The organism is Mucilaginibacter sp. OK098, from assembly GCF_900142915.1.
Classification (GTDB): Bacteria; Bacteroidota; Bacteroidia; order Sphingobacteriales; family Sphingobacteriaceae; genus Mucilaginibacter.
The window spans coordinates 83,769-96,424 of the sequence record NZ_FRCM01000004.1 but is presented as its reverse complement, the minus strand read 5'-3'; the positions used below and the strand labels follow the sequence as shown (position 1 = coordinate 96,424).

At 40.6% G+C, this 12,656-nt stretch carries 12 protein-coding genes; 1 reads left to right on the top strand and 11 read right to left on the bottom strand.

Annotated elements, in window-relative coordinates; translation table 11 throughout:
• Positions 1–105 precede the first annotated feature (105 nt).
• From aroA to BUE31_RS13775, 9 genes are all read right to left on the bottom strand, one after another.
• A complete protein-coding gene (gene aroA / locus BUE31_RS13820) occupies positions 106–1,398 on the bottom strand; it encodes a 3-phosphoshikimate 1-carboxyvinyltransferase (RefSeq protein ID WP_073404410.1) in 1,293 nt (430 codons plus the stop codon).
• Between the two features lie 116 nt (positions 1,399–1,514).
• On the bottom strand, positions 1,515–2,642 hold the full coding sequence (locus BUE31_RS13815) for a chorismate mutase (RefSeq protein WP_073404409.1): 1,128 nt from the start codon (positions 2,640–2,642) through the stop codon (positions 1,515–1,517).
• Positions 2,643–2,810: 168 nt separating this feature from the next.
• Entirely contained in the window at positions 2,811–3,719 is a 909-nt protein-coding gene (locus BUE31_RS13810) for a prephenate dehydratase (RefSeq protein WP_083619887.1), read from the bottom strand.
• Between the two features lie 298 nt (positions 3,720–4,017).
• Positions 4,018–4,902 carry a PH domain-containing protein gene (locus BUE31_RS13805; RefSeq protein WP_143167126.1) on the bottom strand — a complete coding sequence of 295 codons (885 nt, stop codon included), beginning with the start codon at positions 4,900–4,902 and terminating at the stop codon, positions 4,018–4,020.
• Positions 4,903–5,210: 308 nt separating this feature from the next.
• Positions 5,211–5,804 carry a hypothetical protein gene (locus tag BUE31_RS13795; protein ID WP_073404406.1) on the bottom strand — a complete coding sequence of 198 codons (594 nt, stop codon included), beginning with the start codon at positions 5,802–5,804 and terminating at the stop codon, positions 5,211–5,213.
• A gap of 50 nt (positions 5,805–5,854) precedes the next feature.
• Positions 5,855–6,676, bottom strand: a complete 822-nt coding sequence (locus BUE31_RS13790) for a sugar phosphate isomerase/epimerase family protein (protein WP_073404405.1) — start codon at positions 6,674–6,676, stop codon at positions 5,855–5,857.
• Between the two features lie 107 nt (positions 6,677–6,783).
• Positions 6,784–7,680: a sterol desaturase family protein gene (locus tag BUE31_RS13785; RefSeq protein WP_073404404.1), complete on the bottom strand. Its 897-nt coding sequence runs from the start codon at positions 7,678–7,680 to the stop codon at positions 6,784–6,786.
• Between the two features lies 1 nt (position 7,681).
• Positions 7,682–8,740 carry a 3-dehydroquinate synthase gene (gene aroB, locus BUE31_RS13780; protein ID WP_073404403.1) on the bottom strand — a complete coding sequence of 353 codons (1,059 nt, stop codon included), beginning with the start codon at positions 8,738–8,740 and terminating at the stop codon, positions 7,682–7,684.
• A 2-nt stretch (positions 8,741–8,742) separates the two neighbouring features.
• Positions 8,743–8,949 carry an RNA-binding S4 domain-containing protein gene (locus BUE31_RS13775; protein WP_073404402.1) on the bottom strand — a complete coding sequence of 69 codons (207 nt, stop codon included), beginning with the start codon at positions 8,947–8,949 and terminating at the stop codon, positions 8,743–8,745.
• A gap of 151 nt (positions 8,950–9,100) precedes the next feature.
• Between BUE31_RS13775 and BUE31_RS13770 the strand changes: the two genes are divergently transcribed.
• The gene (locus tag BUE31_RS13770; protein ID WP_073404401.1) at positions 9,101–10,285 is read left to right on the top strand and encodes a proline dehydrogenase family protein; all 1,185 of its coding nucleotides are present in this window, start codon (positions 9,101–9,103) and stop codon (positions 10,283–10,285) included.
• 133 nt (positions 10,286–10,418) lie between these two features.
• On the opposite strand, the gene BUE31_RS13765 is transcribed toward BUE31_RS13770, so the two are convergent.
• Together BUE31_RS13765 and BUE31_RS13760 are read right to left on the bottom strand one after the other, a co-directional pair.
• Positions 10,419–11,213 (bottom strand): DJ-1/PfpI family protein, encoded by a 795-nt coding sequence (locus tag BUE31_RS13765; protein WP_083619884.1) that lies wholly within the window; start codon positions 11,211–11,213, stop codon positions 10,419–10,421.
• Between the two features lie 325 nt (positions 11,214–11,538).
• On the bottom strand, positions 11,539–12,495 hold the full coding sequence (locus tag BUE31_RS13760) for a GlxA family transcriptional regulator (RefSeq protein ID WP_073404400.1): 957 nt from the start codon (positions 12,493–12,495) through the stop codon (positions 11,539–11,541).
• Between the last annotated feature and the right edge of the window lie 161 nt (positions 12,496–12,656).

Below are 12,656 nucleotides of genomic sequence, written 5' to 3'. Positions count from 1 at the left end.
CAACAAGGGCGCTAAAGCCACAAGTTAATTGCTCACCACATAGCATACCGCTCCCTGATTTGCATAGTTCAAAGTTTGCTTCGTTCCTCGCAATGACGGTTGGGCTTATCCTCTTACCTCGCCCTCAAATCCCACCTTCTCCAAATCTTTCCAAAATGCCGGGTATGATTTTTCAACCACATCGGCATCTTCAATTTCAATCTCCGGGATCAGTAATGCCAGCGGTGCAAAAGCCATCGCCATCCGGTGATCGTCGTAGGTATCAACAAATATACGTTGGGGGATCTGTTTTTCGCTGCAGTCCAGCTTATAAACCTGGCCTTTTTCAATCAGCTTTACACCAATTTTGGCAAGCTCATTTTGCAGGGCTTTTATGCGGTCGGTTTCTTTTATCTTCAGTGTTTCCAGCCCGGTAAAGGTAGCTTCGTGGCCCAATGCGGCGCATACCACAATAATTGTTTGGGCCAGATCAGGACATTCTTTTAAATCAAAGATCTTGCGCGATATTGCCTTTACTTCCTTTTGCAGATAAACACCGCCATCTTTAAACTGCGAGGTAATCCCAAAGTTGGCCATTATCTCGGTTATAACGCTGTCGCCCTGTAAGCTGTATTGGGTTAGGCCCGGTAAATATAGCTCAGCCTCGTCGGCCAATGCAGCTATAGCATACCAGTAGGAGGCTGCGCTCCAGTCCGGCTCGATATACAATGAAGTAGTTGTGAATTCCTGGTTTTGGATGGAAATTACATTACCCTGCCAGCTATGCTGAATGCCTGCGGTCTGCAGCATGGCCAGCGTCATTTCCACATAAGGGCGGGATGTTAAGTCGCCTTCAATATGCAGTTCCAAACCTAAAGGCAGCCGGGCAGCTATAAGCAATAGCGCAGTGATGTACTGGCTGCTTATATTTCCTTTTATACTGACCTTATTGGATTGCTGTACTAAGCTACCTTTTAGTTTGATAGGAGGGAAGCCTTCGTTTTCAACGTATTCTATTTGTGCACCCAACTCACGCAAAGCATCCACCAAAATCCCTATAGGGCGCTGTTTCATCCGCTCACTGCCGGTTAATATCACTTCTTCATCCTGCAGTGTAAGATATGCAGTTAAAAAGCGCATAGCTGTACCTGCCGGACCGATGTTGATTTCGGATATCGGATGTTCGATTTCGGAAGAATTAATACCGCTAATCTCTAATCTCTGATCTTTAATCTCCGCCCGCAAAATTTTTGCAAGCAAAACTGCATCCGCCGCGTCTGATATATTTTCAACCTTTACCTTACCGTTGCTGAGCGCTTCAATTACCAGGGCGCGGTTACATTCACTTTTTGAACCGGTGAGCTGTACTGTGCCTTTTACTGATTTGCTTTTTTTTGTAAGGATGATGTTATGCTTCATTGTAAATATTCATTCGGAAATGCCCGGATTTATCCGGGCGTTTCTACGATATATTAAAAATACATTTTGTAGAGACACGATGCTTCGCGTCTCAGATTTGCCAGGTTGAATAAAATTTACGCGTGCGTTAATTTGTCTGCTGCTTGTCCCGCTTCGTCTTTATTCATTATCTCGGTTTGTTTACGGATAGATTCAGCGTGGATCAGTTCCAGCAGTTTCTCAGTAAACTCAGTGCTTAATTTAAGGGCTTTAGCATAGTTGGTACGTTTGTTCAGGATCTCATCCCAACGGTTAACCTGTAAAATTGTGATGTTGTTGTCCTTTTTGTAATTACCAATCTGCTCAACAATTTTCATACGTTCAGCCATTTTCTGGATCACCAGGTCATCAATTTTATCTATCTGGTTACGTAATTCTTCCAGCTTATCTTTAACTTCAGAATTGCGGATCTCTGGTTTGCGCAATGTTAAGTGTTTAATGATCTCAACCAAAGCATCCGGAGTAACCTGTTGTTTGGCATCTGTCCAGGCAACGGTTGGGTCAATGTGCGACTCTATCATTAAGCCCTGCATATCCAGGTCAAGGGCTTTTTGTGAAATGTAACCTATTAGGTCGCGGTTGCCGGTAATATGGCTTGGATCATTAATTAAAGGCAATTCAGGAGCCAGTGTTTTAAGGCCGATTGCAAGGTCCCACATAGGCTCGTTACGGAAGGCGCTTTTTTCGTGTGATGAAAACCCGCGGTGAATAGCGGCAAGCTTGGTAATACCCGCATTGTTGATGCGTTCCAAAGCGCCAACCCATAATGAAAGATCAGGGTTTACCGGGTTTTTAACCATCACAGGTACATCAACGCCGCGCAACGCATCAGCAATTTCCTGTACAGTAAAAGGGTTTACGGTTGAACGTGCGCCAACCCATAAAATATCAACACCCGCTTTTAAAGCTTCTTCAACGTGTTTTGCAGTAGCAACTTCAACAGCAGTAGGCAAGCCGGTTTCTTCTTTAGCGCGTTTAAGCCATTCCAAACCAATGCTGCCAATACCTTCAAACTCTCCCGGACGGGTACGTGGTTTCCAGATACCAGCACGTAAAGCAGATACTCTGCCGGTTTTTGCTAGTAAATGTGCTGTTGCTACTAACTGATCTTCAGTTTCGGCACTGCACGGACCTGCAATTAATAAAGGCTCACTGCCGGTTTTAATCCATGAGCTTAATGGTTGTATGTTTAAATTCAGTTTCATCATTTTTTTTGTTAGTCCGAAAGTCGGTAAAGTCCGAAAGTCCGGAAGATTAATTTTTATTTATTTTAATTGTTTTTGGCTGTTTTATTTCAGAATTCTGACCTCAGATTTCTTACTTCATTTCTGTCTTTCGGACTTTCCGACTTCCGGACTTTTCCGACTTCCCCCTCATCCCATCTTCTTCATATTTATATAAGTTCTCGGCACTTTTACATTCTTCACTGTTTTTGGCAATTTTTCATTTTCATCATCATGCCTTTCATATTCGCCCAGGATGTTGAAGTTTTGGGTGTATTTCAAGATCTGTCGGATAGCTGTATCATAATGTTTGGCATCATCCCATTCAACATCTACATAAAAATTATATTCGTTACGCTTGCCTAAGATAGGCATGCTTTGGATCTTGCTCATGTTGAGGCTTTGCTCGGCGAAGATGTTAAGCACTTTTGCCAGCGCGCCCACCTTATTGCTCACCTGAAAACACAGCGAAGCTTTGTTTGGATGTGTTTTAGTTACGTTTTCGTGATGGGTAAGGATCAAAAAGCGGGTAAAGTTCTTTTTGTTCGATTCTATCCTGCGTTCCAAAACATCCAATCCGTAAAGCCTTGCAGCCAGGGTATTGGCAATGGCAACGGTATCAGTAAGTTGTTCATCACGGATACGTTTGGCGCAGGCCGCCGTATCATTGCTTTCAATAATATTTAAATGCGGGTATTCATCAAAAAAGTCAACACACTGGCGAATAGCGATAGGATGGGAGGTTACATTTTTAACATCCTCAAATTTTACGCCCGGCAACGCCATTAAATGCAGCTGGATAGGGAGGTAAATTTCCCCAACCACCGGGAAGGCATAGCTCAGCAACAGCGAGTAGTTAGGCAAAATACTACCGGCAATGCTGTTTTCAATAGCCATCACCACATAATCGGCATTTTTGTCTTTTAAAGCCTCGAATGTTTGCTTAAAAGAATTGCATTCAATGGTCTGGATGTTTTCACCAAAATATTTCAATGCGGCCTCTTCGTGAAACGAAGCGCGGATCCCCTGTATTGCAACTCTCAGATTTTCGTTTTTCATTAATGTTGTTCCTAAATCGCTTTAAAGCAAAAAGTCCCGGTTTTTGGCCGGGACTTTTCAGTTTCTTATATGTTTGTTAGTGCATATTAGTCCCGGCTCTTACTGGTAAAGTAAAAGTAGTAACCATAAAAATATGCGCTGTTAAATTTCATTTCTTTTTGTTTGCGATGTAAATGTACATGTAAAAATGGAATTGTCAATAGAAAATTTTATTTTTTTGAAAATTAGTAAGGCAAACAGAATTTTATTTGGTAAAATTTCGTTTTGAAAGTTAGCAGGCCGTTATTGTCTGCCTTTTTCATAAAACTTTCAAAGGGCTCTTCTTCCCCGTTGTAAATGGAATGATCAGGTTGTCCATACTATCTGTAAACTTTGTATGGAAGGCAGATGACGGAATCAGCATATTCGTAAATTTAATACTGCTGCCATCCTTAAAACTTATCTCATACGCTTCTACAAAATTAGGGTTTTTTGACCCGCTGCTTACGTAAGTCACTATTTCGCTGATATTGTTTTTGTTGTGAGTATTTATTTCCTGCTGGTTGTATCCGAATGAGAACACATCATTTCCTTTTGATATTTGAAGATAATTATCCCGGTTAACAATCGCATTGTAATAGATCTTGCCAAGTAAAAAATAATACAGGGCTGACACCGCTGCAAGTAATAAGCGTAAATACCATGGTGTGTTAATGGCAAACACTGTGGCGTCTGCAACAACAAAGAAACCTCCATAAAGAAGCATTAAGCCTGTGAGCAATATAATACGCCAAAGTTTTTCCCGGTACTCAAAGTAGCTGGTAACAAAATGAGCCTGGTTGCCGATATTGAATAAATGTTTTTCAAAATCTTTCAGAATTATCTGCCCGTTAAAAAAATCGGTAGTTATTGCCAGTACACCAGGCAGATCTGCCACATGACATTCATACAGGTGATTATCGCAATCCCAATAATACAAACAAAATTTGCCGTTAAAGTAAAGGCCTATCTTTAAATAATTTACATACTCATCCTGTATGGTAACCGATGGGCCGGTTAGTTGAATATCGGTAAGAGTACGCTCGTTATCAAAAGGAAATTTTTTTATCAGCTCAATAGTTTCATCAAGGCTTCTTGCCTTTTCATCAGAAAACTCGCCCTTCTCGTAATTCTTGTGTTGAAGTTTGGATATAAATTCAGGCATCAGGGGCATTAAATTAAGCAACCAAGCTAGTTATAACATTTTTAAAATAGAAGTCCGCTCAATAGGGATTGGTGAAAGCTTCCATTTATCCGAAAACTTAAAGGAAAATTCGTAGTCTGATATTAAAACATTTGTAAAACTAATGCTTGAACCATCTTTAAAAACCACCTCAATTATTTCAATCAAATTGGCGCTACGTGAATTTTTATTCATATAATGTATAATTTTACTTATATCCACCTTATTATAAGTTTTGATTTTAGTCTGATTATCACCAAATACAAACTCATCATCGCCTCTTGAAATTTTTAGATATTGGTTTCTGAACCTGTAGTATTTTTCAAAATTCGAGCTATTATCCTGCCAATTATTAATGTTGGGATTATAAATATTATGCTAATTTCTGCCGGTTTCATTTGTATAGCAGCAACGGACAAAAACAAAAGAAATATGAAAGCACTGTTCCAGAAAACACTTATCATAATCACTTTCCAAAGTTTAATCCCATATTCGAAATTCTTCGTGAGGAAATAGTTTTTTTTACCAAACTCCAGTGAATGCTTTTTAAAACTTTGCAGATCAATTTGTCCGTTAAAAAGTTCAATTACCGCATTGTATACTTTGTCAATATTGATTTGTTTAAGCTCATAAAAATGATTTTTAGTGTCAAGATAATACAATGAAAATCTCCCGCCAAAATAAATTCCAGCTTTTAAGTAGTTGCCCTGCGAATCCAATATAGTTACCGATGGCCCGGTTAACTCAACATCAGCATATTGTTCTCTTACCCATGGAAATTCTTTTATTAATGTGATTGTTTCATCAAGGGTTCGGCTTTTTTCCTCATAATACTCTCCGTCTTCACAGGTTTTATATTGCAGTTTGGATATAAATTCAGGCATTAGGGGAATTAAATTAAGCAGCCAAACTAATGATTATTATGTGGAATTAATTAAATGATATGCGCATATCGCTTTTTAAGCATCCCCATCATATAAACATTAATATCCCATTGATTGGCGACCGGCATTTTAGTGTAAGGTAATGCAGGCATATAAGGGGCTGGCCCAAATTCAGGTGTTATTGTTGCAAACGGGGCACCACTTTTTAACCGGTGCTGTATAATTTGATCCCACCATTTAAGGTGTGCTTCTACCTCAGAGCTCCATTCTTTAGCCCGTGGGTCGGATACCTGGGCCGATTCGGCATGACCAACCCTGGCATGGATGTGTATGGTTCTGCTTATTGCCATATCAACTGCTTCCTGCTGCTGCTCCAACAAGCTTTCAGAAACATTGCACCAGTGCGAAAAATCAGCAGTGATCACTACATCGGGGTTAGCTTCCAGTAATTCATTTGTAATATGTGCAGCAAACAGTGCTTTATTCCGGTGCGTTTCATGTGCGATAACTACCCCGCTTTGTTTAGTTACCTCAGCTGCAATTTCAAAAAGTTCGCTGTTTTGAGTCGCAGTAAAATAATCCTTCCCGGTTTGCGAGTCGATAAATAAGGGCTGTAGGCCGGCTAAATATTCCAGGTGTCTTTTAAAACTCTTTTTATGCTCGTTAAAATCCTTTTCAAACGACTGATAATATTGGGCTATCAACAAAAGTCCGTGTTTTTTTAAGGCGCTAACAATTTCGTTCCTTTCGGTATCATCAAAAGGTATGGGCGTTTCAACCCCGTTATAGCCTGCTGCTTTTACCTTCGCGCAAAAGTCATCCCACGTAATATTATCAGAACCCCATTTGGGGCAAAAAAACTTGATTTGCATAAATAAATGGTTTCATCAAAAGTCAGCATAAATTGGATGGGTTCCTATTGCGGTTTGTACAAAGACAATACCGCCGGTTTTAGCCATTATGGGAATGGCAGTTGCTGTTAATTAACGGGATTCTCCTCATACTCCCGCTGCATCACCCTTGCCGTTTGTGTACGCCCATCATGACTCCATCCCGGTGGGTTTAAAAAGTATTGTATTTTGGTTTTAAGTGTCGGCGCTTTTTTTACATCAGCCAATAAAGCTTTCCATTCATGGAAAAGAATATTTACAGGTCCAAGGTCATCTGGCTGATGGGTTAGGCCGTATTTTACAGGCTCAGGCAGGTTTTCTTCGCGGAAGGTGCCGAACATCCTGTCCCATATAATTAAAACCATACCCATGTTTTTATCAAGGTAAGGGACGTTTGAAGCATGGTGCACCCTGTGATGAGAGGGGGTTACAAATATAAGTCCATACCATTTGGGCAGCGGTACGTTATATTGCGTATGCACCATATTGCCATATAGCTGGGTAATCAGGTAAGCATAAAGTATATCAATAGCGTTAAAGCCCATAAACGCAAGTGGTAAATAAAAAAACACCCGGTAAAGCGGCTCAAAAACAGTAGAGCGGAAGCCGGTGGTAAAGTTAAAATGCTCTGACGAATGATGTGTTACATGGATTGCCCAAAACAGGCGGCAATAATGGCCTGTATAATGCAGCGCCCAATATAAAAAGTCCTGCGCTACAACCAATACAAACCAATAAATTATAGCATTATGTATTTCAAACAGCCTGAAATGCCAGGCATAGTTTAAAATGAAAAATGTACTGCCGCCAACAGCCAGGTTTAATAAAAAGGCAAGCGTGGTTAAGTATATATTGGTAAACGTATCCCGCTTTTCGTAGTAATGGCGATTTTCCCGATAGCTGAACCACATTTCAAGTACGGTCATTACCACCAGTAATCCTACCAGTAGCAATGCGGTTTCTTGTCTTATGTCGGGGTGGAACATTTTACAAAGTTGCGTAATAAGTTAAACTTTCGCAAAGTTCGGCATCTGTGCATATATTATCAAGACTGAATCTGCCTATGCCTGTCAATAATGTGCAATTTATTTTACCGTTTTGGTTTTTCTTATCTTTTAACATTATGGAACATAGCGTTTCATAATTTGCTTCTGCCAGGTTGTACCGGGGATATAGGTTACCCATCACGGTTACAATTTCCGTCAGTTCATCGCTGCTTAATCCCGTTTTTTTGTGAGATAGGTAAGCTTCGCAGATCATCCCTAAGGCTATTGCTTCGCCATGCGTTAACGGGTCTTTATCATTTATCAGCGAGTTGGTTTCCACCGCATGGCCAATGGTGTGCCCAAAGTTAAGCGCCTTACGGATGCCATTTTCCTTCGGGTCTTCAATAACAACTTCGTTTTTTATTTCAACGGAGCGATAGATCAATTCTGCAGAAGGAATACTTAAATCGCTGTTTTTTAGTACTTCCCAATAAGCGGCATCGGTTATAAGTCCATGTTTTAGCATTTCGGCTGTACCGGATAAGATCTGCCTTGCTGGTAATGTTTTTAAAAAAGTATCAGCAATAAACACTGCTTTTGGCTGTGTAAAGGTGCCGATGATGTTTTTAATATTGTCCATATCTATCCCCGTTTTGCCGCCAACGGATGCATCCACCTGCGAGAGCAGGGTAGTAGGCACATGTACAAAATCTATCCCGCGCTTAAAAGTTGAGGCCGCAAAACCGCCCATATCGGTAATTACACCGCCGCCAAGGTTTATCAGCAGGCTTTTACGGTCGGCTTCAAAATCAATCAGCATTTTCCAGATGCCGATGCAAAAATCAATGGTCTTGCTTTCTTCACCTGAATTAACTTCAATGATGTCGAAATTTTCATGCCCTTCAAACTGCGCCTGGATCAGTGGCAGGCAGTGTATCGAGGTATGTTCGTCGGTTAAAATAAACGACCGCGAATAATTGCCGGCCTTAACAAACTTTTCAAGCTCGGCTATGCTGTCTTCAAAAAATATTGGGTAGTTGTCGCTTTGGATGGTTTTCATAGTTATATAACGCTGATAGTTTCGCCCCGGAATTCAACCTTATCACCTTTTTTTACCTTAAGGCGTTTGCGGAAATCAACCTGGCCATTATACATCACTTCGCCCTCTGTTACAGCTATTTGCGCTTCGCCGCCGGTTTGTACCAGGTTGGCCGCCTTTAGCAATTGGATCATGGGGATATAATCTCCGGTAACTTTAAATTCTATCATGAGGCAACAAAAATAAACTATTCAATGAATAATGAGATATTTGGCTTGCAATTTATAATTTTGCACACCGGTTTATATTTCACAGGTCATAGTTTGTGGTTGTTTTCCATTAATTATGAACTGTTAAATATGAATCATGTACTAACTGACCATGATCGAAAAAAATAATTTGTCCTTTGAAAATACGGAGATAGCTTTCCGTCATTCTTCAAATTCCGACCTTAAACGCGCCTATTGGTTGTTCAGGGTAATTAATGTTAACTTTTTAGTAAAAATAGGCCCTCCGATAACCAATTTTGCTATAAAAATTGGGTTACCTATTAAGGGTATAATTAAGGCCACTATTTTTAAACATTTTTGTGGTGGCGAAACCATTGCCGAATGTGATAAAACAATTAAAAACCTTCATAATGGCAGCGTAGGCACCATTCTTGATTATTCTATAGAGGGTGAAGATGATGAGCAGGTGTTTGATAATACCTGTGATGAAATTATCCGCACTATTGAAAGGGCTGCAACTGATAAAGCAGTGCCTATTACTGTATTTAAAATTACGGGTGTTGGCCGTTTTTCATTACTTGAAAAACTTGACGAAAAGGCGCAGCTTAGCGTTTTGGAACAGGAAGAATGGCAAAAAGCACAGGCAAGGGTTTTAGCAATTTGCACAATGGCGCATGCAAAGGGCATCCCGGTAATGATTGATGCCGAAGAGAGCTGGATCCAGCAAACTATTGATATGCTGGCTTTGGATATGATGCACCTGTACAATACAGAAAAAGCTATAGTTTATAATACTTATCAGCTATACAGGCATGATAAGCTGGCATCGTTAAAAAATGATCATGTAATTGCGGTTAAAGGAGGGTTTATATTAGGAGCCAAATTAGTACGTGGCGCTTATATGGAAAAAGAACGTAAGCGCGCTGCAGAGATGGGCTATCTATCTCCAATTCAACCGGATAAGCAATCGGCAGATAAAGATTACGATGCTTCGCTTGATTTTTGTACTGATCATATTGATACCATTGCCTTTGTAGCAGGTACCCACAACGAAGAAAGCTGCCGCCAGCTTGCCGAACTTTTGGATAAAAAGGGCATCAACCATAAAAATCCACATGTTTACTTTTCGCAGCTGCTGGGTATGAGCGATAATTTAAGCTTTAACCTTGCCAATGCACAGTATAACGTGGCCAAATATGTTCCATACGGGCCAATAAAAGCAGTTTTACCCTATCTTTTCAGGCGGGCACAGGAAAATACTGCTATTGCCGGGCAAATGAGCCGCGAGCTGAGTTTGATAGTAAAAGAGGTAAAACGGAGGAAGCTTTCAAAATAAAGACATTTGCAATTTAAATACCCGGTTGAAATTTATCTTTCTTTAAAAAAACAGCAGTGATAAATTTAACCGGGTATTTTAGTTTGTGGTAAAAAAATTTCAACTCACAATTGCAGATAACGAAGGGTGGAATTTAGTTGGATGCATGGATAATCAATCCTTCGCCGGGAACCCATTTATCGTATTCCATATAGGTTGCTATTCTTTTGGCCTCCGCTTCTCCTCGAATCTTGGCAACCAGGTGCAATGCGCCATCAATTCCTGCCGAGATGCCTGCTGTAGTCATCACCTTTCCATTGTCCACAAAGCGTACATTTGATAAAACTTTAGTTTTTGGCAGGGCCTTTCTCAATCCATCAATACTTTCATGAAAAGTAGTGGCGGTAAGGTTATCCAATAATCCTGCTTTGCCTATAACAAATGCCCCGGTACATACTGAGAAGTAGTAATCCGGCTGCTGCTTTTTTACCCATTCAATTACTTCAGGGTCATTAGCTGCGCTGCCGGCATTGCCTCCAAAAAAAGCTAAAATATCTGCTTTAGGGGCATCCGCTATGCTGTAATCAGGGCTGATCTTCAATACCCCTTGCGAGACAATCTTATCCTTTGTTTTTGAAACGATGGCAACGTTGAAACCAGCGTAAGAAAAAACTTCAAGCGGCCCTGCAAAATCAAGCACTTCTACGCCATCCTGTAAGTAAAACAATACAGTTAACCGTTTGGCAGAAGCGGCTTTTTGGTGCGTTTTGATACTTTCTTTAATCAGCGTCATTCCGCAATGCGGGCATTTACCTGGTGCTGTATAAGCCACGTTATCGCAGTCGTTATTGCATGGCGGGCAATAATAAGCGAATTTCTCTTGTGAAAAAGCATTTGAGTTCAACACTATAAAAAGGATAAGTAATAAACCTTGTTTTGAAATTTTCATGTTTTTTTTCCAAAATTACCACTACCCAATGACTTCAAAAGGACAGCTATACGCAATATCCGGACAAGTACAGCGACTGCAAATGTCATTAAGTTAACGCGAATTCGGCATAAGCAAACGGCTGCCTTCCCCTAAACCCTTCTCCAACCGCGTTGAGGCAAAGCGCAAGTTTGTGTATCTATGCCGGCAAAGCGTTCCATTTTTCACAATGGAACGGCTGGAACAAGGTGTAATATGCTGATTATCATAAGTTTAACTATTTATCAAGAATTAAATATATGTAAGTATTTGATAATAAGAATGTTTCACTAATATTATATCGAACTCACGTTAAATTAATGACATTGATTGACTGCTCTTTACTGCCTGTTAGCAGTGTGCGTAATTGATTAGTGCTTTTCAGTCCGCATTGTAAAGCCACCGCCTGCATTTTCTGACCTTCTTTAATAAGCTGTAAAGCACGTGCAGAGCGGAGGCCGGCAAGGTATTCGCCAATAGTGATACCCGTTGTCTGTTTAAATAAGCGGGTCAGGTTGCGTGAACTCATCCCTATTTCTTCGGCCAATTGCTCTAAATTGAATTTTTGATCCAGTGTATGCGCTAACTTGTCCTGCACTTTATGGATGCGATGCTCCAGGTGGTTCCGGTATTGGGTAAATACGCTCAGCTGCGGGTCATCTGTAGTGCGCCGGAAATAGATCACTATTTCTTTAGCGATCTGAGCTGCAAAATATCCGCCCCATAATTTTTCAACAAGATGTAAAGCAAGATCAATACCTGATGATACGCCCGCACTGGTATAAATCCTTTCCTCTTCAACAAACAGGCGATTTATTTGCAATTTTACTTTTGGGTAACGCTGGTTGAATCGTTCCGCATATTTCCAGTGCGTTGTGCATGCCTTGCCGTTAAGCAAGCCCGCAGCAGCCAGCAGGAAGGCTCCTGTGCACACAGAACAAATGATAACGCCTTGTTGATGCTGGTGTGTTAACCATTGCTGAAAAGGATTGGATTTTTTCAAAAACTCTTCGTTCATCAACAACGATCCGTCTAATCCGGGCACAAAAACAAGATCGCCCGATCGGAGTTTCAGCTCGTCAAAAGGCACCAATGCTGCAAAGGCTAACATACAACTGCTCCGTCCGGCCTTTTCATCTTTAAAGATACTGCTAAAAGTAAGGGTTACCGGTGCTCCATAACAGGCGGCCTCATAAAAAACATGTGCCGGCCCTGTAATGTCTAACAAGTGTACTTCAGGCGGAAACATAAATACAGCGTTCATAGGCAAATTATCTGTTAGGCAATTTTGACCAAAATAGTGAAATTTATATTTAAGGATTGAATCTCCTGTGCGTTATAAAAATAAAGTATAAGGGTATCAGCAGGCCCATAAAGGCATTACTTGCTTTGATACTAAAAAACTAAGCTTGATTATTTAATCGT

Coding starts and splice junctions, on each gene's coding strand:
- BUE31_RS13805 (WP_143167126.1), bottom strand. CDS start 4,902: ATGCCTGAATTTATATCCAAACTTCAACACAAGAATTACGAGAAGGGC.
- BUE31_RS13790 (WP_073404405.1), bottom strand. CDS start 6,676: ATGCAAATCAAGTTTTTTTGCCCCAAATGGGGTTCTGATAATATTACG.
- BUE31_RS13785 (WP_073404404.1), bottom strand. CDS start 7,680: ATGTTCCACCCCGACATAAGACAAGAAACCGCATTGCTACTGGTAGGA.
- BUE31_RS13795 (WP_073404406.1), bottom strand. CDS start 5,804: ATGCCTGAATTTATATCCAAACTGCAATATAAAACCTGTGAAGACGGA.
- BUE31_RS13810 (WP_083619887.1), bottom strand. CDS start 3,719: ATGAAAAACGAAAATCTGAGAGTTGCAATACAGGGGATCCGCGCTTCG.
- aroB (WP_073404403.1), bottom strand. CDS start 8,740: ATGAAAACCATCCAAAGCGACAACTACCCAATATTTTTTGAAGACAGC.
- BUE31_RS13775 (WP_073404402.1), bottom strand. CDS start 8,949: ATGATAGAATTTAAAGTTACCGGAGATTATATCCCCATGATCCAATTG.
- aroA (WP_073404410.1), bottom strand. CDS start 1,398: ATGAAGCATAACATCATCCTTACAAAAAAAAGCAAATCAGTAAAAGGC.
- BUE31_RS13815 (WP_073404409.1), bottom strand. CDS start 2,642: ATGAAACTGAATTTAAACATACAACCATTAAGCTCATGGATTAAAACC.
- BUE31_RS13770 (WP_073404401.1), top strand. CDS start 9,101: ATGATCGAAAAAAATAATTTGTCCTTTGAAAATACGGAGATAGCTTTC.
- BUE31_RS13760 (WP_073404400.1), bottom strand. CDS start 12,495: ATGAACGCTGTATTTATGTTTCCGCCTGAAGTACACTTGTTAGACATT.
- BUE31_RS13765 (WP_083619884.1), bottom strand. CDS start 11,213: ATGAAAATTTCAAAACAAGGTTTATTACTTATCCTTTTTATAGTGTTG.